Source organism: Pseudaeromonas aegiceratis (assembly GCF_046254905.1).
Lineage (GTDB): Bacteria > Pseudomonadota > Gammaproteobacteria > Enterobacterales > Aeromonadaceae > Pseudaeromonas > Pseudaeromonas aegiceratis.
The window spans coordinates 1,803,268-1,822,993 of sequence record NZ_CP158016.1 but is presented as its reverse complement, the minus strand read 5'-3'; the positions used below and the strand labels follow the sequence as shown (position 1 = coordinate 1,822,993).

The window sequence follows — 19,726 nt, the reverse complement described above, 5'->3', positions numbered from 1 at the left end:
TCATGCTGCTGCAATCTATCTGGCGGGACAAGCTGGGACTGGGGCTGCTGGCCCTGATCCTGCTGGCCACCGTCTACGTGGTGCTGGCCAACCAGCTGTTCGACCCGTCCCACCCCCTGTATGTGGGCACCAATACCGTCACCCTGCTGGGCAAGTACCTCTGTTACGCCCTGCTGGCCCTGGCGGTGGATCTGGTGTGGGGCTACCTGGGCATTTTGAGCCTGGGCCACGGCGCCTTCTTCGCCCTGGGGGGCTATGCCATGGGTATGTACCTGATGCGCCAGATCGGCCCCCGGGGCGTCTATGGCGACCCCGTGCTGCCGGACTTCATGGTGTTTTTGAACTGGCATGAGCTGCCCTGGTTCTGGAGCGGCTTCAACCATTTCCCCTTCGCCCTGCTGATGGTGGGCCTGGTGCCGGGCCTGCTGGCCCTGGTGTTTGGCTTCCTGGCCTTCCGCTCCCGGGTCACCGGGGTCTATCTGTCCATCATGACCCAGGCCCTGACCTATGCCCTGATGCTGGCGTTCTTCCGCAACGAGATGGGTTTTGGCGGCAACAACGGGCTCACCGACTTCAAGGATCTGCTGGGCTTCGATCTCACCGCCGACAGCACCCGCCTGGCGCTGTTTGCCGCCTCGGCCATCGCCCTGGTGCTGGGCTATCTGGCCTGCCGCATCATAGTGGAATCCCGTCTGGGCAAGGTGGCCGTCGCCATCCGCGATGCCGAGATGCGCACCCGCTTCATCGGCTATCGGGTGGAGTACGTGAAGCTGGCCATCTTCGTCGTCTCCGCCATGCTGGCGGGGCTGGCGGGGGCCCTCTATGTGCCCCAGGTGGGCATCATCAACCCGGGTGAGTTCTCGCCGCTTAACTCCATTGAGCTCGTGATCTGGGTGGCAGTGGGCGGCCGGGCCACCCTGTACGGCGCCATCGTCGGCGCCCTGCTGGTGAACTACGCCAAGTCGGTGTTCACCGGCATACTGCCCGATGAGTGGCTCTATGCCCTGGGCGCCCTGTTTGTGCTGGTGACCCTGTTCCTACCCAAGGGGGTCACCGGCTGGCTCAATCGCAAGGAGGCCATGGCATGAACATGTTTGCCCAGACCCAGGCGCTGTTTTCGCCTACCTATTGGCGCAATCGCCTGGCGCCCACGCCGTCACCGCGCCTGAACCTGACCCACGGGGTGATCCTCTATCTGGAGGACATCAATGTGAGTTTTGACGGCTTCAAGGCCCTCAACAACCTGAACCTCTACATCAACCAGGGGGAGCTGCGTTGCATCATAGGCCCTAACGGCGCCGGCAAGAGCACCATGATGGATGTGATCACCGGCAAGACCCGGCCCGACAGTGGCAGCGCCTGGTTCGGCCAGAGCATCAACCTGCTGGACCATGACGAGCCGGAAATCGCCGAGGCGGGCATCGGCCGCAAGTTTCAGAAACCCACGGTATTCGAGACCCTGACGGTACAGGAGAACCTGGAGCTGGCCATGGCCGGCCCCAAGGGGGTATGGGCCACCTTCCGCGCCCGCTTGCAGGGCGAAGATCGGGACTATCTGGATCAGATCTTGTTGCTCATCGGCCTGGTGGCCGAGCGCCAGCGATTTGCCGGAGTGCTGTCTCACGGTCAGAAGCAGTGGTTGGAGATCGGCATGCTGTTGATGCAGCGGCCCCAGCTGCTGCTGGTGGATGAGCCGGTGGCCGGCATGACCCACCAGGAGATGGAGCGCACCGCCGAGCTGCTCACCTCCCTGGCGGGCCAGCATTCCGTGGTGGTGGTGGAGCACGACATGGACTTTGTCCGCAGCATCGCCAACAAGGTGACGGTACTGCACCAGGGCAGCGTGTTGGCCGAAGGCACCATGGCCCAGGTACAGGCCGACCCCAAGGTCATCGAAGTTTATCTGGGAGAGGCGGCATGCTGACACTCAAGGGGATCAACCAGTTCTACGGCCAGTCCCACACACTATGGGATCTGGACTTGCACATCGACAAGGGCGAATGCCTCTGCCTGATGGGCCGCAACGGCGTGGGCAAGACCACGCTGCTCAACGTCATCATGGGACAGCTGGGCCTAAAGAGCGGCCAGATGGAATTTGATGGCCAGGATCTCACCCGCCAGGGGGTGGAGCAGCGCTCGCGCCTGGGCATCGGCTATGTGCCCCAGGGCCGGCAGATCTTCCCGCTGCTCACCGTGGAGGAGAACCTGCGCATCGGCCTGCCGGCGCGGCGCGACGGCAAGAAGGCCATCCCGGATCTGGTCTACGACCTCTTCCCGGTACTGGCCCAGATGCGCCAGCGCCGGGGCGGGGATCTCTCCGGCGGGCAACAGCAGCAGCTGGCCATCGGTCGCGCCCTGGTGCTGGATCCCAAGCTGATGATACTGGACGAGCCCACCGAGGGCATTCAGCCCAACGTGGTGAGCGAGATCGGCGACATCATTAAGAAGCTCAACAAGGAAATCGGTCTGACCGTGCTATTGGTGGAGCAGAAGCTGCCCTTCGCCCGCAAGGTGGGGGACAGGTTCTGCCTGCTGGATCGGGGTCGCAACGTGGCCGACGGCGCCATGGCAAGCTTGGGCGACGATCTTATCAAGGAGTACCTGACCGTATGACGGCGGCGCCCGCGCTCACCGACATCCCCGCCAGTACCGGCTGGCAGGCGCGGCTGGATCTGGGCTTTGCCCCCAGAGCCGGCCGCACCGAGCTGGTTCGTCGCCAGCAGTTCGGCCCCTTGGCGGTGCAGCGCCCCTTCCATCCCGAAGGGGCGCCCTGCCACCTCTACGTGCTGCATCCCCCCGGTGGTGTGGTAGGCGGCGACAGCCTGACGCTGGACGTTCAGATTGAAGCCGGTGCCCACGCCCTGCTGACCACCCCGGGGGCCACCAAGTTCTACCGCAGCCTGGGGCCCTTGGCCAGGGTGCAGCAGCAGTTTGTGGTGGGCGAGGGGGCGAGTCTTGAGTGGTTGCCCCAGGACAACATACTGTTTTCCGGCGCCCGGTTGCGGCTGGACAGCCACTTCGCCCTGGCGCCCGGCGCCCGCCTGCTGGCCTGGGAGACCCAGGCCTTGGGCCGGCCCGTCATTGCTGAACGCTTCACCCAGGGCCAGCTGTTTAGCCGGCTGCAACTCAGCCGCGATGGGCAGCTGCAGCTCAACGACTGCCTGCGCATTCGCCATGAGGCGGATCTGAACCGAGCTGCTGGCCTGGCTGGCTTCCCCCTGGTGGCGACCCTGCTGGCGACCCCCTGCGGCGAGGCCGAGCGGGAGGCCGTGCGCGAACTGTTGACGGACTACCCGTTCCCCGCCGGGGTGACGCGGCTGCAGGATCTCTTGGTGGTGCGCCTGCTGAGCGATGACAACGAGTTGTTGCAGCAGCGCATGCAGGCCCTCTGGCGGGCGCTGCGTCCGGCGGTGCTGGGCTGTGCGCCCTGCGCGCCGCGCATCTGGGCCACCTAGCCGTTTTTTATCAATTGAATACACGCAGTAAGAACACCTAAGGACAACGAGCATGGATCTGACGCCAAGAGAAAAAGACAAGTTGCTGCTGTTTACCGCCGCCCTGCTGGCGGAGCGGCGGCTGGCCCGCGGCCTCAAGCTCAATCACCCGGAGGCCATCGCCCTCATCAGTGCCGCCATCTTGGAAGGGGCTCGGGACGGCATGACGGTGGCGGCCTTGATGAGCCATGGCCGCACCATACTCACCCGGGAGCAGGTGATGGAAGGAGTGCCGGAGATGATCCCGGATGTGCAGGTGGAGGCCACCTTCCCCGACGGCACCAAGCTGGTCACCGTCCATCAACCCATTGTGTAAATAAGGAGCGCCCATGATCCCAGGCGAAATTCAGGTGGCGGACGGCGAAATTGCCTTGAACGTCGGCCGGCCCAGCCTCAGCGTCACCGTGGCCAACACGGGAGACAGGCCCATCCAGGTGGGTTCCCACTATCACTTCTTCGAGACCAATCCGGCCCTGCAGTTCGATCGCCCCCAGACCCTGGGCTATCGGCTGGACATCCCCGCCGGCACCGCCGTGCGCTTCGAGCCGGGGCAAAAGCGCACCGTGACCCTGGTGGCCTATGCCGGTGAACGCAAGATCTACGGTTTTCGCGGTGAGGTGATGGGGGCCATCGACGGCCAGGCAGACAAGGAGCAAGGCGTATGAGCAGCATCTCTCGGCAGGCCTATGCCGACATGTTTGGCCCCACCACAGGGGACAGGGTTCGTCTGGCAGATACCGATCTGTGGCTGGAGGTGGAGCAGGACTTCACCGTCTACGGCGACGAGGTGAAGTTCGGCGGCGGCAAGGTGATCCGCGACGGTCAGGGCCAGGGGCAGGCCAGCTGTGCCGTGGCCCTGGATCTGGTGATCACCAACGCCCTCATCATCGACCACTGGGGCATCGTCAAGGCGGACGTGGGCATCAAGGCCGGCCGCATCGCCGGCATCGGCAAGGCCGGTAACCCGGACGTGCAGCCCGGCGTGACCCTGATCATAGGCCCGGGCACCGAGGTGGTGGCGGGCGAGGGCATGTTGCTCACCGCCGGCGGCATCGACAGCCATATCCACTTCATCTGCCCGCAGCAGATAGACGAGGCCCTCTGCTCCGGCATCACCACCATGCTGGGTGGCGGCACGGGCCCGGCCACCGGTACCAATGCCACCACCTGCACCCCGGGCCCCTGGTATCTGGCCCGCATGCTGGAGGCCGCCGACAGCCTGCCGATGAACCTGGGCTTCCTGGGCAAGGGCAACGCCAGCCTGCCCCTGGCCCTGCATGAGCAGGTGGCGGCGGGGGCCATCGGCCTCAAGCTGCACGAGGATTGGGGTTCCACCCCGGCGGCCATCCACAACTGCCTGAACGTGGCCGAGGAGACCGACACCCAGGTGGCCATCCACACCGACACCTTGAACGAGTCGGGCTTCGTGGAGGATACCCTGGGTGCCATCGGCGATCGCACCATCCACACCTACCACACCGAAGGGGCCGGTGGCGGACATGCGCCGGACATCATACGGGCCTGCGGCCAGGCCAACGTGCTGCCGTCCTCCACCAACCCCACCCGGCCCTATACGGTCAACACGGTGGACGAACACCTGGACATGCTGATGGTCTGTCATCACCTGGATCCGGCCATCCCCGAGGATGTGGCGTTTGCCGAGTCCCGCATCCGCCGGGAGACCATAGCCGCCGAGGACATACTGCACGATCTGGGGGCCTTCTCCATGATCAGCTCCGACTCCCAGGCCATGGGCCGGGTGGGCGAGGTGATCACCCGCACCTGGCAGACCGCCCACAAGATGAAGGTGCAGCGGGGCAGCCTGACCGGGGACCCTGCCCGCCACGACAACGGCCGCATCAAGCGCTATATCGCCAAGTACACCATCAACCCGGCCATCACCCACGGCATCAGCCATGAGGTGGGCTCGGTGGAGGCGGGCAAGCTGGCCGATCTGGTGTTGTGGCGGCCGGCCTTCTTCGGCGTCAAACCCAGCCTCATCATCAAGGGCGGCATGATAGCGGCGGCCCCCATGGGGGATGCCAACGCCAGCATTCCCACCCCGCAGCCGGTGCACTTCCGACCCATGTTCGGTGCCTTCGGCAAGGCCATGAATTCTACCCGCATGACCTTTGTCTCCGGCGCGGCGCTGGCAGCGGGCTTGCCGGAGCAGCTGGGGCTGCAGAGCCTCATCGGCGAGGTGAAGGGCTGCCGCCGGGTGCGCAAGGCCGACATGATCCACAACGCCTGGCAGCCGGTGATCGAGGTGGACAGTCAGACCTACCAGGTGCGGGCCAACGGTGAGCTGCTCACCTGCGAACCGGCCGAGGTGCTGCCCATGGCCCAACGCTATTTCCTGTTTTAACGGTTTGCCGTCGAGGAGCTTATGATCCGATTGACCCAACGGGTCGCCGCCAGTGGCGAGCAGACCCCCGACACCACCCTGACCCTGCCCATCGATCTGCGGATCAAGAGCCGGCTCAAGGTCACCCTGGATGACGGTCGCGAGGCGGGCCTGTTCCTGCCCCGCGGCCAGCTGCTGCGCGGCGGTGAGCTGCTGACCGATGACGCCGGGACCCTGCGGGTGCAGGTGGTGGCGGCGCCAGAAAAGGTCAGCACGGTGCGCAGCGCCGACCCCCTGCTGCTGACCCGCGCCTGCTATCACCTGGGCAACCGCCATGTGCCGCTACAGATCGAGACCGGCTTTGCCCGCTACCAGCAGGATCACGTGCTGGACGAGATGGTCGTGGGGCTGGGCCTGACGGTGACCACAGAGCTGGCGCCGTTCGAGCCGGAGGCGGGGGCCTACCAGTCCCAGGCCGGTGCCGGCCACCATCACCACCATGATCACGACCATGGCCACAGCCATGATCATCATGGAGCCCATGGCCACGAGCATGCAGACCACCCCAGGGTGGCCCTGCACGGGCATCTCAAATTCAACTAACGCCTTCAACTAACCCCTTCAACAAAAGGACATTGCCATGAAGATTGCAAAACTGGCCTCCGTCGCCGCCCTGAGCCTGCTGATCACTGCACCGGCCTTCGCTCACCCCGGTCACATGGAGCACGGCCTCACCGATGGCCTGCTGCACCCGCTGACCGGCCTGGATCACCTGGCCATGCTGCTCACCACCGGGCTGCTGGCCGGCGTCACCCGCCGCAGCCTGCTGATGCCGCTGGTCGCCCTGCTGGCCCTGGTGCTGGGCACCGGCCTCGGCTTTGCCCTGGGGGCCTACAGCTGGGTGGAACCGGCGATCCTCATCTCCCTGGTGGCCGCATCTAGCCTGCTGTTGTCCCACTCCCGCCTCACCGCCCTCACCTGGGCCATGCCGCTGTTCGCCCTGTTCCATGGCTGGGCCCATGGCGTCGAGGCGCCGGCCGCCCAGCTGCTGGGCTTCACCCTGGGCTCGGCCCTGATGGCCGGCGCTCTGCTGCTGGCCGGCTTCGCCCTGGGCCGCAAGCTGCAGGCGTATCCACGCCTGCAACAGGGCTGGGCCGGTGGCGTGCTGGTGCTGGCCGCCAGCCTGCTGGGCTAAGCCATGACGCTGTCAGCTCACGGGGCAAACCATCCCGTCGAGGGTGCAGAACAATCGGTCCAGGGCTTTGCCCTGGGCTGGTTGCAGCTATTCCAGCTCATCAGCGCCAACCTCCCGGTGGGCAGCTTCACCTACTCCCAGGGGCTCGAATGGGCGGTGGAGGCGGGCTGGGTCAAGGGGGCCGACGGTTTCGAGGCCTGGCTCGATGATCAGGTGGACGAGAGCCTGGTGTGCCTGGACTGGCCCCTGCTCAAGCGGCTGCACCAGGCTGCCCTGGCGGACGATGAGGTGGCGCTGGAGCACTGGATCCAGCTGCTGCTGGCCAGCCGGGAGAGCGAGGAGCTGCGCCTGGAGGAGACCCAGCGCGGCCAGGCCCTGTGCCGGGTCCTCAGAGACTGGGATCTGAGCACCGGCCCGCTGCCGGCCTGTCTCATGCGCAGTCAGCTGGCGGGCTTTGCCTGGGCCGGCGCCCGCCTGGGGCTGAACCTGGAGCAGCTGGCCCTGGGCTGGGGCTTCGCCCTGATCGAAAGTGCCGTGATGGCGGGGATCAAACTGGTGCCCCTGGGGCAGCAGGCCGGCCAGGGCATACTGCGGCGGGTCAGCGGGCGCTTGCCGGCGCAGCTGGCCACCGCCTGGGCCCTAGGGGATGACGAGTTAGGCGGCGGTCTGCCACGGCTGGCCATCGCCAGCAGCTGCCATGAAATTCAATACACCCGGCTGTTTCGCTCCTAGGCCTTCGCCAGGACGCCGGATGGACACAACCCAAGGACAAGGAATACAGATATGACGACGATGAGCAGCCCGTTGCGGGTCGGAGTGGGGGGGCCGGTGGGCTCAGGTAAGACGGCCCTGCTTGAAGCTCTGTGCAAGGCCATGCGGGATCACTTCGAGATCGCCGTGGTCACCAACGACATCTATACCAAGGAGGATCAGCGCATCCTCACCGAGGCCGGCGCCCTGGAGCCAGAACGCATCGTGGGGGTAGAGACCGGCGGCTGTCCCCACACCGCCATCCGCGAGGACGCCTCCATGAACCTGGCGGCGGTGGAGGCCCTGGCGGAGCGCTTCGGCAATCTGGATGTGGTGTTTGTGGAGAGCGGTGGCGACAACCTGAGCGCCACCTTCAGTCCGGAACTGGCGGATCTCACCATCTATGTCATCGACGTGGCCGAAGGGGAGAAGATCCCCCGTAAGGGCGGCCCCGGCATCACCAAGTCCGATCTGCTGGTGATCAACAAGATTGATCTGGCGCCTTACGTCGGCGCCCGGCTGGAGGTGATGGAGTCGGATACCAACCGCATGCGCCCCAGCAAGCCCTGGACCTTCGCCAACCTCAAGACAGGCCAGGGACTGCAGACCATCATCGACTTCATCGTCCAGGCCGGCATGCTGACCCCCAAGGCGGCCTGATGGCGCCAAGCCCAGACAACAACGGCCTCATGATGAGGCCGTTTTACTTTTTGTTTTTTGCTGTGGCACTCAGTCGATCTGCAGGTACTTGTGCAGCTGGGCCGATAACCGCCAGTTGCGCTCGATGCAGGTCTGGATGGCCAATGCCGTGGCCTGCCGCTGCTGGCTGATGGGCTGCAGGGCAATCTGTACGTTGGGCTTGTGGCAGCGGCGGGCCAGCAGGGCGTCTAGCTCCTCGATGTGCTTCTCCCGCGCCACCGGGTGCTTGATCTCGTCGGCCCGGGCCAGGGCCTCATCCAGCACCTCGAAGCCCCCCTTCATCTCCACCTTGGGGGAGACGGTCACCCAGGCGGCGGGGTGGATCAGGATGGGCTGGGTGCCGCTCGTCTCCAGCTGCACCTCGTAACCCGCCTCAAGCAGGGCGCCGGACAGGGGGCGCAGATCGTACAGACAGGGCTCGCCACCGGTGATCACCACGAGCCGCGCCGTGTAGCCCAGCTGCTGCAGGGCGTGCAGCACGGCCTGACTGTCCAGGCGGGCCCAGCCGTCGGACTGGCTGGATCTGTCCAGCACCTGCTCCACCGGCACCTGACGCTCCGGACTCACCACCCAGGTATGCCGGGTGTCGCACCAGGGGCAGCCCACCGGACAGCCTTGCAGACGGATGAAGATGGCGGCACGCCCGGTCTGGCAGCCTTCACCTTGCAGGGTCTGGAAGATCTCGTTGATGGGGTAGTGCAGGGACATGGCACGCTCACAGCTTTACTCGGGGGGCCGGAGGATAGCAGAATCCTCCGGCTGAAAAAAGCAGCGCCCGGGATCAGGCCGGGCAGCTGCTGAGTTGGATATGGCCCTTGCCCTGGCGCTTGACCCGATAGAGGGCCTCGTCTGCCAGGCGCAACAAGTCCCTGTCGTCCAGGGGCTCCGCCAACTGCAGGGTATCGGTCAGTCCCACGGAGCAGCCCAGCCATTTGATCTTGGGCAACTGTATCTGCCCCAGCTGCTGCTGCAGCCTGGCCTCGAAGCCCCGGGCCGCGTGCAATCTGTCCAGCATGCGCTCCAGGCGTTCCTGGGCCTTCTGGCAGGCCAGGCCCGGCAGCAGGATGACAAACTCATCGCCCCCCCAGCGGGCAAACAGATCGCCGTCGGCCAGTTCCTCTTTGACCAGGGCGGAGAACCAGCGCAGCAGCAGATCCCCCACCTCGTGGCCGAAGGTGTCGTTGTAGTACTTGAAGTTGTCCAGATCCAGGTAGGCCAGCGCCGCCGCCTCGCCCTCGGCCAGCCGGTTGCGGATGGCCTGCTGCATGGCCTGACGGTTAAGCAGTCCCGTCAGGCTGTCGATGCTGCTGTAGCGCAGCAATTGCTTGCGCTGGCGCAGGCTGACCAGCTGGGCGGCCAGCTGGTTGCCGATGAAGCGCAGGGCCTCCGTGTCCTGATGACTGATCTGCAGGCTGGCATCGAAGGTCATCAGCAGCATCTCACCCAGGCGCTGGCTGCCATCTTGCAGCGGGATCGCCAGTACAGAGGAGAGGCGCAGGGGCGGCAGGCTCTCCTCGAAGCGCACATGCTGGCTGAGCCGGGCCTGGGGCTGGCCACCAAAACGGCGAGCCAGGGCCAGGGCATCCAGGGGCAGCTCGGGTAACTCGTTGAACTGCGCCAGCTCCCGGTCCGTGTCCTCCTCGTCTTGCAGCAGGATGAAGCCGGCCTGGGCGTTGAAGTTGGCGCAGATGAGCCGCAGGGTCTCCCGACCCAGGGCCGGTTCATCGTCGTGACTGTGGCCCAACTGCTGCAAGGTACTCAGCAGGCGCATCTCCCGCACGTTGCCCCACAGCTCGTTGATCCGCTGCTCCTGACGCACCAGGCTGAGCAGGTTATCCAGTTGCAGCTGGGGCAGGGGGAGGGTGAGTCTCACCACCCTGCCGCCGTCCTTGAACCAGGCGCGGCGCAGCTTGTGATAGCTGTGCCTGAGGCCATGCTCCCGGCACAGGGCCATCGCCACGCGAAAATGCTGGTAGCCCTGCTCAAACTCGTTGCTCAGCCGATGACATTTGATCCGCGCCTCATGGTAGAGCAACCAGTGCTGGCGGGTCAGGCCCGGGTTGGCCTCCAGGGCCGCCTGCACCTGCGCCAGATCCTGCTGGGCCGCCTCAGGTTGGTTCAGGCCGATGTCGATGAGCGCCTTGAGCAGGGGACGCATAAACTTGCCGTCGGAGGAGACCTCAAACTTGAGGGCGAAGCTGCGCTCCAGGGCCTGTTCACCCCGCACCCATTCCCCCTGCAGGGTGTGGACCAGCCCCTGCAGCAATACGATGTCGTGCTCGTTGCGGTAGGGGAAATGGGTGGTGCCGCGGATCCGCACCATCTCCTTTAACCGGATCAGCAGAGTGCTGGCCTGCTCAAAATTCTCGCTCAGGGTGTACAACCAGGCCAGGTTGTACAGGCTCACCGACACCTCTGAGTAGTCGTTGAGGCGCATGACGGTGGTGAGGGCCTGGACGAAATAATCGTGGGCCGCCTCGAAGCGCTCGTGCAGGCAGTGAAAATAGCCGATGCCGTTCTTGATGCGGGCCAGTTGGGAGGGTTGCTTGATCGCCTCACGCAGCCGCTCGCTGATCTTGAAACAGCGCAACGCCCTATGGTCTTGCTTGAGATTGGTGTAGATGACGCCGCGGCCATGGTAGGCGGAGGCCACGTCCGCCAGATAGCCATAATGGCGGGCCAGGCGGATGGCCTGCATGGAGCAGGAGAGTATCCAGCTCGGCTCCAGCCGATCGTCGAAGGTGGCTTGCACGTAGGCGTTGCGCAGGGTGTAGATGCGGGCCCCCATCAGCTCGAACCGCTCGAGTCGGGTCAGCAGTTGCCGTAACCGGTCCAGACCGAAGGGGGCATTGGCCTTGTCATTGGCCACGAACAGGCAGAACAGGCTGAGGGTCTGCTCCAGCTCGTCGCCATGCAGGTTGCTCCATTTCACCGCCTGTTGTGCGCACTGGGTGGCCAGGATCAGATCCGAACGGTAGATGTGAGCCAGGCTCAGCTCCCGGTAGGCCAGAGCCAGGGCGGCGGGATCATTGATGCGTTGGGCCAGCTCAAGGATGCGATCGAAACGGCTGACCGCATCCTCCACCAGGCCGGTAAACAAGGCGGCCTGGCCCCAGCAGGTATAAAAGCGAATGAAGAACCGGGGATCCTCACCGGCACTGGGCAGGTCGGCCAAGGCATGGGTCTGCTCACAGGCCCGCACCGCCTCCGGCAGGCAGAGGCTATTCAACAGCCGCTCACAGCGGTACAGCCACTCCATGGGGGATTGGGGAACATCGTACAGGCTGGGCCAGGGATGCAACTGCAGGGGAGCCAGTTCCTCGTCGAAGCGAAACAGCACCCCGGTATCTTCCACATGGCAGACGAACTGATCCCACTGGCGCTGCTGGGACTCGTTTGGCTGCTGGAAGTTGGGGTCCAGGCCAAACAGCAAGAGGTAACGGCCGTCGCTTTGTTCCTGCATCAACTCTGTGATGAGTTGCAGCGCGCTTTCTCCGGCATGATGCAGCCCGGTGACCAGAAACAAGATGGGGTGCACCTGGCTCAGGGCTTGGATCAGCCGAATGATGGCCTGGCGGATCTGCTGACATTGAAAGCCCAGATCATCGGGTAACGGCGATTCGGCGCGTTGCAGCGGTCGCCCCTCGAAATAATCCTGCAGCAGGGTGCGTGCCGGACCCAGCAGTTGCAGCTCGGCCAGCATCAGCTGCAGGCTGCCCCCTTGGGCCTGGATCAGCTGGCGGAGCAGTGGCAGCAGCGGGGCGTAGGGATGACGCTGATCCTGGGGTGTCATGCGCCACTTGATGGGCAGACAGTGTTCGGTGAGACAAAATTCATCCAAGCGCGTGCGCAGCTGCGCACCACTAAGCGTATAGATAAAGCCACAGATGGCGTGCTGCTCGTTGGCCTGGCGCCAGGTTTTGCCGAGCCACTGTTCAAACCGGGTTGATCCCAATGGCAACTATCCCATGTAAGTTATTGTCTAATCTGGCCAATATTATAAAAGGCGCTTGATTTTCGGCTATGGAATAGGGCTCAGAACGAGGCCTGGATCATGGGATCCTAATAAAGGGTAGGTGAGTCAATGACTTGCCAAAAAAGGCGCCATCGCTGGCATTATGGTAAATGATGAGGCAGCGTTGATGGCAAACCTGTCGTCAACCGCTACCCAGCCTTGGCGCCAACGCCAGGCGACGCTTGCGGCAAGGGCGCGGCGAGTCAGGATGACACTCGGTGCGGCATCCTGCCGGTTGGGCCCGTGTTGACCGCGGGCCAGATATTCACGGGGTGCGGCGGGGTGCCGCCTACCGCTATCGGCCACGCCGGCCGGGTGCCGTGGGCTAGGGTGTCGCCGGCTGACTGGTCTCGTCGGTCCCAGCTCGCAAACCCTTGACGCGTCGCTACGTGAAAAAAGTTCTATTGGCAGGGGCTCTGTGGCCAACTTTTCACGTAGCGGCAGAGCGGCAGGTTAGTCGCACAGATCGCAGGGACAGTTCGCTAGCAATGTGCCGGGCTGTGGCCGACGGTAGCCCGTTGCCGATGGGCACGCCCGCGACGGCAGCAACATGCACCTGTGTATCGCCGGGCTAGGCCGAGCCCAAGCGCCGCAGAAGATCATGGCAGGTGACGTTAGAGAAGCGCGGTCGCTGACCAATAACATCTGCTCGCCCTAATGCGCATCCATCACGGCGAGTGCGTTCGTGAATGGGCAGAGCTTGTGGTAGGCCCGATGCCACTTAGCAGTATGCGCAATGTAATGGCTTGAAAAACAAGGGGGAGTGAGTCGCGGCAGCAGAGATAACCCAGGTCCGGCCATGCATCCATACCATTTAACATAATATACATTATGCGAACCGTGATGTTATGACCGCGAATCGAGTATACCCCAGGTGGCTCCGGTGTTGGCCGGCCACTAGGCAACCTAATAGGTTCAATCAGCGTGCAGTGTGTTTTGCGATGTCATGGATTGCCGGTGCACATTAACGCCCATCTGCATGGTCGTTTGTGCCGGCCGCCAATCCAAACGCGCCGACTCGTCCAAGCAATGCGGCAACTGCTGCGTATCGTGCTGATTGCTACCGTTCCGGATTGGCTCGCTTCACGCACCACATATCGCCGGCAGCAACAGCCTGGCTGACGCCGTACCGTGACGCTGTTGCATGTGCTGCGCCTTGTGTTTTGTTTAATGTGGTCGGCCATGTCGCTTGTGCCGTGCGCTGGCGGTTTGAGCGGCCAATGCTTTGATTCGCCAGCATTGGCCATCTTACGGTTTGGGTATTCGCCTAAGCACTCGATTGGGCTTGCCAGCGTGCCGATGGTTGGCGTCGCTGGCCATCTGGAAATGGATGACGGCCAAGGTGTACCTGGCCGCCTGTAGGTGATGGGATATCTGGTTGCTCTTGTTGCTCTGGTGGTTGCAAACGTGCCGTGTCGGCAAGGCGAAAATCCAGGTGCCCTGCAAGGCGGCGGGCCGCCCCTTGCCAACTCCGACTTATAGGAAAGTCGGACTTGAAGCCCTCGGCATGCCGGCGCTAAGATGCCGCACCGGCATCATTTCTATTTATCATCATGAATAACAACGATATTTTACTTCCGCCCTATCTGCCGTATTTCGAATCCCTGGAGCGCTTGCACGAGGCCAATGGCTTTATTAACGCCCATGTCAGTCACCTCACCGCCACCCGGGTGGACGACGCCGGTTCTGCAGGGTCTGCGCCTGGCGGATGTCACCCGCCGGCAGATGCAGCAGTTTATTCAGTGGTGCCACCAGCCTCCCCTACCCCTCATCGGCAACGCCCAGCGGCCGCATTTTCTCAGCGACAAGGGGCTGGGGCTGCGGGTGCCCAACCCCCTGTGGCGGCCCTTCGTCAACCGCACCCCCAAGCAGAGCCTGCTGCCGGCGGGCACCCAGGCCTATCAGCGCAAGGCGTCCGCCACCAAAAACCAGCTGGCGGTGCTCTCCTCCTATTACCAGTTTCTCAACGACGAGGAGTATTGCGATCGCAATCCGGCGGCCCTGGCCATGCGGCGCGGTCGCCTGAAGGAGAGCCCCTTGCAGTCCGAGTCGGATGAGGAGATCAAGGCCCTGAGCCCGCTGCAGCTGAGCTACCTGCTGGCGACCCTGGACGAGCTGGCCGCCGCGGATCCCGCCCGCCATGAGCGGACCCGCTTCCTGGTGATCTTGCTGTTCTCCACCTATGCCCGCATCTCGGAGATCTCGGCGCGCCCTGGCTACGCCCCCGTGATGTCCCAGATTAGGCGGGACAAGCACAACGAGACCTGGGGCTTCTTCATCCCTCAGTCGAAGAACGGCAAGGCCAGAACCGTGGCGGTCAGCGATGCCCTGCTGGCCGCCCTGCGTCGCTATCGCCAGTTTCTGGGGCTGACGGAGCTGCCCTCCCCCAATGAGCAGATCCCGCTGCTGGTACGCCATAAACCGGCGCAGCATGGCCGCGACAGCAAGAATCTCAACGCCAACCTGGGCATCAACGCCATTCGCGAGGAGGTGGAGCGGGTCTATCAGGCCACCGCAGAACGGTTGATGCAGGATGGCCGTGACCAGGATGCCGCCGAGTTGCGCACCATGACGGTCCACTCCCTGCGTCACACCGGCATCAGCGCCGATCTGGAAAAAGGCCGGGCACTGCACCATGTTATGGCCGACGCCGGTCACCAGGATATCGGCGTCACCTCCCGCTATATCACGGCCTCCCGGACCGAGCGTTACGAGAGTGCCCGGCACAAGGGGCTGTAACCGACCCGGCCAGTGACATTTAACATGCTGTTTTATCAGTAATTTATATCCATGCTGCGGCCGAGTATGACTTGTCATGCCAGGTGGCAGCTCTTAGACTGACGGACACAGATTTGGGCCCCGCTTTCGCGGCCCATGCACAAGGATCCCATCATGCTTGAACAACTGCGCCACTGGCGCCGCGATTTTCACCATTTCCCCGAGCCAGGCTGGTGTGAATACCGCACCACCAGCCTGATCGCCGCCGCGCTGTCGGCCTGTGGTTACCAGATATTGTTGGGTGACAGGGTGCTCTCCGCCGCCGCCGTCATGGGCCGGCAGATCGACGAAGCCAAGGAGAAGGCCAGGGCCGCCGCACAGGGGGCGCCCCAGGAATGGCTGGAGGCTTCCAGCCTGACGGGCCTGGTGGCCGTGCTGGATACCGGACGCCCCGGCCCCTGTGTGGCGCTGCGGGTGGATCTGGATGCGGTCAAGGTGCAGGAGAGTCAGGATCCCCGGCATCTGCCGGATCAGCAGGGCTTTGCCTCGCTCAATCCCCAGTGCATGCATGCCTGTGGCCACGACGGCCATGCCGCCATGGGCCTGGTGCTGGGTCAGCTGCTGGCCCAGCGGCGTGAGGCGCTGTCCGGCAAGATCAAGCTGTTCTTCCAACCGGCCGAGGAAGGCTGCCGGGGTGGCAAGGCCATGGCCCAGGGCGGCCAGCTGGATGACGTGGACATCCTCTATGCCATCCACCTGGGGATCCATGCCGGCAGCGGCGAGATAGTGGTGGCCCCCACCGGCTTCCTGAGTTCCACCAAGTTCGACGTGGAGTTTCACGGCACGCCGGCCCATGCGGGGCTGGAGCCCAACGCCGGTGCCAATGCCCTGGCGGCCGCCTGTCAGGCGGTGAGCCAGATGCTGGGCATTCCCCGCCACCGAGATGGCCTGACCCGGCTCAACATCGGCACCCTGAACGCCGGCGCCGAGCGCAACGTCATCCCCAGCTTCGCCCTGTTGGAAGGCGAAACCCGCGGCGCCAGCGCCCAGCTCAACGACTACATGTTCGGTCGGGTGCAGCAGATCGTAGAGGGCTGCGCCCGCAGCTATGGCGTGGATTTTCGCATTCGCAAACAGGGGGAAGCCGTCTCCATTGAGAACAGCCCGCGCCTGGTGCACAGCGTCACCGTCAGTGCCGACCGGCTCGGCTTTCACGTGATCCACAGTCGTCCCTTTGGCGCCAGCGACGACGCCGGCTACATGCTGGAACGGGTGCAAAAGCGCGGCGGTGAGGCGGCCTATCTGGTGATCGGCGCCAATCTGGCGGCGGGTCACCACCATCATGGCTTCGATTTTGACGAGACGGCCATGGTGCAGGGGGTATCCCTGCTGGAGGCGCTGTTTGAGGCGGCCTTACAGCCGCCGGCCGAGATCAGCGACTGAGGGTGACGACGGCCACCCGGCGGTTAAGCTGGCGACCATAGGAACGGTTGTTGTTGGCCACCGGCTGACTCTCGCCGGCGGTCTGCAGGTCCAATAGGCTGGGATCCACCCCCTGGCCTATCAGGTAATAGGCCACCGCCTGAGCCCGGGTGGACCCCAGCGTCAGGTTGTAGGCCTCAGTGGCGCGGCTGTCGGTGTGGCCGGTGATCTGCAGCCGGTAATCCTGGCCGATGGCGGCCTGGGCGACGCAGTCCAGAGTCGCTCTGGCCGCCGTATCCAGCTCGCTTCTGTCCACCGCAAAATGCACCGGCACCATGGTGATGGCACTGCCATCGGCGCTTTGCCCCAGCCCATCGCAGCGCGCCGGTACCGAGCTGACGAAGGGCGGATCCTGCCACAGGACATACGCTTCGCTACCCAAGCCTCCCGCTGCCTGGGCTCCCAGGCTGAACGCTGCCGCAGTTATCAAAAAATAACGTCGATTATTCATAAAGTTGGCCTCGAAAACCTGGGGTGATTTAAGCTCTAAGGGCAGCGATAGCCAGGGCCATCGTCAAGCTGCCTAGATTAAACGCCTTGTATTGGCCCCCGTCTATCCCCATCTATTTCAGTGTCCTTTTCATAGTTTGTCGACAGCTTTATGGGGGTTCCCTGATGCGTGATCCACAAGATGAAAGCACCCCGGTAGAGGGTGAAGTCACAGGTCTAATCCTGCCGGGACAGGAGCGTCCCAGCCAGCTTCATATCATTCCCGTCTACGGCCGGCCCTTCTTGCCGGCGCAAATTCTCCCGGTACAAATTCAGGCCGATCCCTGGGCCAAGACCCTGGAGCGGGTGGCCAAGACACCCCACAAGATGGTGGCCCTGTTTCGGGTGGATGAGGAGGAGGATGCCCAGCATCCCCTGTACGACATCATGCCGCGCACCGGCTGCGTGGTGCGCATCCTGCAGGCCAGCACAGATGGCGATCAGATCCAGTTTGTCGCCGAGGGCATCCAGCGGGTGGCCATCAGCAACTGGCTCAGCAAGCAGCCGCCCTACCTGGTGGAGGTGACGTACCTGGAGTCGGAGGTGGCCCCCGGCAGCGAGACCGAGGTGAAGGCCTATGCCATGGCGGTGATCACCGCCATCAAGGAGCTGCTGCCCATCAACCCCCTCTACAGCGAGGAGCTCAAGCAATACCTCAACCGCTTCAACCCCAACGATCCCTCTCCCCTGGCCGATTGCGGCGCCGCCATCACCACCGCCAAGGGCGAAGAGCTGCAGGAGATACTGGACACCCCTGCCCTGCTGCCTCGACTGACCAAGGTGCTGGCGCTCTTGAAAAAAGAGATAGAGGTGGCCCAGCTGCAGAACAAGATCCGCGACGAGGTCAACCGCAGCATCAACGACCGCCAGCGGGAGTTCTTCTTGCGCGAGCAGCTCAAGGTGATCCAGAAGGAGCTGGGGCTGCAGAAGGATGACAAGACCGCCGAGATGGAGATGTTCCGCAACCGGCTGGCGGCCCTGACGGTGCCGGACGAGGTCAACGCCCGGGTGGAGGAGGAACTCAACAAGCTGAAGATCCTGGAGAACGGCTCCCCGGAATATGCGGTGACCCGCAACTACCTGGAGTGGATCACCCAGGTGCCCTGGGGTCAGTATCACCTGGACAAGATTGACCTCAAACAGGCCAGACGCATCCTGGATCGGGACCACGACGGCCTGGCGGACGTGAAGGACAGGATCATCGAGTTTCTGGCGGTGGGGGCCTACAAGAAGGATGTCAGCGGCGCCATCATGCTGCTGATCGGCCCTCCCGGGGTGGGCAAGACCTCCATCGGCCGCTCCATCGCCGCCGCCATGGGCCGCCCCTTCTACCGTTTCAGCGTGGGGGGCATGCGGGATGAGGCGGAGATCAAGGGCCACAGACGCACCTATATCGGTGCCCTGCCCGGCAAGCTGGTACACGCCTTGAAGGAGTGCAAGGTGATGAACCCCCTCATCATGCTGGACGAGATCGACAAGCTGGGGATCAGCCACCAGGGGGATCCGGCCTCGGCCCTGCTGGAGACGCTGGATCCGGAGCAGAACGTCAACTTCCTCGATCACTACCTGGATCTGCGGCTCGATCTCTCCAAGTGCCTGTTCATCTGTACCGCCAATACCCTGGACTCGATCCCGGCGCCCTTGCTTGACCGCATGGACGTCATCCGCCTCTCCGGCTACCTGGCCCAGGAGAAGCTGGCCATCGCCCGCCACCACCTGTGGCCGCGCCAGCTGGCGCGCGCCGGGGTCGACAAGCGTCGGCTCACCATCAGCGAAGGGGCCCTGCGCCTGCTCACCGAGGGTTATGCCCGGGAGGCCGGGGTGCGCAACCTGGAGAAGCAGATCGCCAAGCTCATCCGCAAGTCGGTGGTGCGCCTGCTGGAGGATCCCGAGCTGGTGCTGAGGCTCAAGGCGTCAGATATCCCGGAACTCCTGGGGGCGCCGCTGTTTCGCAAGGAGAAGGCCTTAAGCGGTGTGGGCATCATCACGGGGCTGGCCTGGACCTCCCTGGGCGGCGCCACCCTGCCGGTGGAGGCCAGCGTGGTGCACCAGCAGAGCCGCGGCTTCAAGCTGACCGGGCAGTTGGGGGATGTGATGAAGGAGTCGGCGGAGCTGGCCTACAGCTATATCAACGCCAACCTGAAGGAGCTGGGTGCCGACCGCCACTTCTTCGAGCAGGCCTTCGTCCACCTGCATGTCCCGGAAGGGGCCACCCCTAAGGACGGCCCCAGCGCCGGCATCACCATGGCCAGCAGCCTGCTCTCGCTGGCCCTGGGCAAGGCGCCCAACAAGGATTTCGCCCTGACCGGCGAGCTGACCCTGACGGGGCACGTGCTGCCCATCGGCGGCGTGCGGGAGAAGGCCATCGCCGCCAAGCGCCAGGGGATCCATCAGCTCATCGTGCCCGAGGCTAACCGGGGCGAGGTGGAGGAGCTGCCGGATTACGTCAAGGAGGGGCTGACCTTCCACTTTGCCCGCCAGTACAAGGAGGTGGCGCGGCTGCTGTTTGGCCCCGCCGGCTAAGACACTGCCGCAACGAC

General features: G+C 64.1%; 17 protein-coding genes. 14 read left to right on the top strand and 3 right to left on the bottom strand.

Features of this window, described 5'->3' with window-relative positions; translation table 11 throughout:
• Positions 1-2: 2 nt before the first annotated feature.
• The 11 genes from urtC to ureG are packed head-to-tail and all read left to right on the top strand — an operon-like array spanning position 3 to position 8,443.
• A complete protein-coding gene (urtC, locus tag ABHF91_RS08650; protein ID WP_409423050.1) occupies positions 3-1,088 on the top strand; it encodes an urea ABC transporter permease subunit UrtC in 1,086 nt (361 codons plus the stop codon).
• A complete protein-coding gene (gene urtD, locus ABHF91_RS08645) occupies positions 1,085-1,924 on the top strand; it encodes an urea ABC transporter ATP-binding protein UrtD (protein ID WP_409423049.1) in 840 nt (279 codons plus the stop codon). The genes urtC and urtD overlap by 4 nt, the downstream gene beginning before the upstream one ends.
• Complete coding sequence (gene urtE, locus ABHF91_RS08640; RefSeq protein WP_409423048.1) at positions 1,918-2,613, top strand: urea ABC transporter ATP-binding subunit UrtE; 696 nt, start codon at positions 1,918-1,920, stop codon at positions 2,611-2,613. The genes urtD and urtE overlap by 7 nt, the downstream gene beginning before the upstream one ends.
• Entirely contained in the window at positions 2,610-3,455 is an 846-nt protein-coding gene (locus ABHF91_RS08635) for an urease accessory protein UreD (RefSeq protein ID WP_409423047.1), read from the top strand. Before urtE ends, ABHF91_RS08635 begins: the two co-directional genes overlap by 4 nt.
• A 52-nt stretch (positions 3,456-3,507) precedes the next feature.
• Positions 3,508-3,810, top strand: a complete 303-nt coding sequence (locus ABHF91_RS08630; protein WP_345009151.1) for an urease subunit gamma — start codon at positions 3,508-3,510, stop codon at positions 3,808-3,810.
• Positions 3,811-3,823: 13 nt separating this feature from the next.
• Positions 3,824-4,159 carry an urease subunit beta gene (locus ABHF91_RS08625; RefSeq protein ID WP_409423046.1) on the top strand — a complete coding sequence of 112 codons (336 nt, stop codon included), beginning with the start codon at positions 3,824-3,826 and terminating at the stop codon, positions 4,157-4,159.
• A complete protein-coding gene (gene ureC, locus ABHF91_RS08620) occupies positions 4,156-5,859 on the top strand; it encodes an urease subunit alpha (protein ID WP_409423045.1) in 1,704 nt (567 codons plus the stop codon). The genes ABHF91_RS08625 and ureC overlap by 4 nt, the downstream gene beginning before the upstream one ends.
• Before the next feature lie 21 nt (positions 5,860-5,880).
• The gene (gene ureE / locus ABHF91_RS08615; protein ID WP_409423044.1) at positions 5,881-6,441 is read left to right on the top strand and encodes an urease accessory protein UreE; all 561 of its coding nucleotides are present in this window, start codon (positions 5,881-5,883) and stop codon (positions 6,439-6,441) included.
• 37 nt (positions 6,442-6,478) lie between these two features.
• Positions 6,479-7,033 (top strand): HupE/UreJ family protein, encoded by a 555-nt coding sequence (locus tag ABHF91_RS08610; protein ID WP_409423043.1) that lies wholly within the window; start codon positions 6,479-6,481, stop codon positions 7,031-7,033.
• 3 nt (positions 7,034-7,036) lie between these two features.
• Positions 7,037-7,765 (top strand): urease accessory protein UreF, encoded by a 729-nt coding sequence (locus ABHF91_RS08605; RefSeq protein ID WP_409423042.1) that lies wholly within the window; start codon positions 7,037-7,039, stop codon positions 7,763-7,765.
• A 51-nt stretch (positions 7,766-7,816) separates the two neighbouring features.
• Positions 7,817-8,443: an urease accessory protein UreG gene (gene ureG, locus ABHF91_RS08600; protein ID WP_409423041.1), complete on the top strand. Its 627-nt coding sequence runs from the start codon at positions 7,817-7,819 to the stop codon at positions 8,441-8,443.
• Between the two features lie 69 nt (positions 8,444-8,512).
• On the opposite strand, the gene queE is transcribed toward ureG, so the two are convergent.
• Both queE and ABHF91_RS08590 read right to left on the bottom strand, forming a co-directional pair.
• A complete protein-coding gene (gene queE, locus ABHF91_RS08595; protein ID WP_409423098.1) occupies positions 8,513-9,184 on the bottom strand; it encodes a 7-carboxy-7-deazaguanine synthase QueE in 672 nt (223 codons plus the stop codon).
• A gap of 79 nt (positions 9,185-9,263) precedes the next feature.
• Positions 9,264-12,437, bottom strand: a complete 3,174-nt coding sequence (locus tag ABHF91_RS08590) for a diguanylate cyclase (RefSeq protein WP_409423040.1) — start codon at positions 12,435-12,437, stop codon at positions 9,264-9,266.
• A gap of 1,704 nt (positions 12,438-14,141) precedes the next feature.
• Here ABHF91_RS08590 and ABHF91_RS08585 point away from each other — a divergent pair.
• On the top strand, positions 14,142-15,236 hold the full coding sequence (locus ABHF91_RS08585; RefSeq protein WP_409423039.1) for a tyrosine-type recombinase/integrase: 1,095 nt from the start codon (positions 14,142-14,144) through the stop codon (positions 15,234-15,236).
• A 153-nt stretch (positions 15,237-15,389) separates the two neighbouring features.
• Positions 15,390-16,658, top strand: a complete 1,269-nt coding sequence (locus ABHF91_RS08580) for an amidohydrolase (RefSeq protein WP_409423038.1) — start codon at positions 15,390-15,392, stop codon at positions 16,656-16,658.
• On the opposite strand, the gene ABHF91_RS08575 is transcribed toward ABHF91_RS08580, so the two are convergent.
• Positions 16,648-17,079 (bottom strand): OmpA family protein, encoded by a 432-nt coding sequence (locus ABHF91_RS08575; protein ID WP_409423037.1) that lies wholly within the window; start codon positions 17,077-17,079, stop codon positions 16,648-16,650. The genes ABHF91_RS08580 and ABHF91_RS08575 overlap by 11 nt on opposite strands.
• A 233-nt stretch (positions 17,080-17,312) precedes the next feature.
• Between ABHF91_RS08575 and lon the strand changes: the two genes are divergently transcribed.
• Entirely contained in the window at positions 17,313-19,709 is a 2,397-nt protein-coding gene (gene lon, locus ABHF91_RS08570) for an endopeptidase La (protein ID WP_409423036.1), read from the top strand.
• Positions 19,710-19,726: the final 17 nt, after the last annotated feature.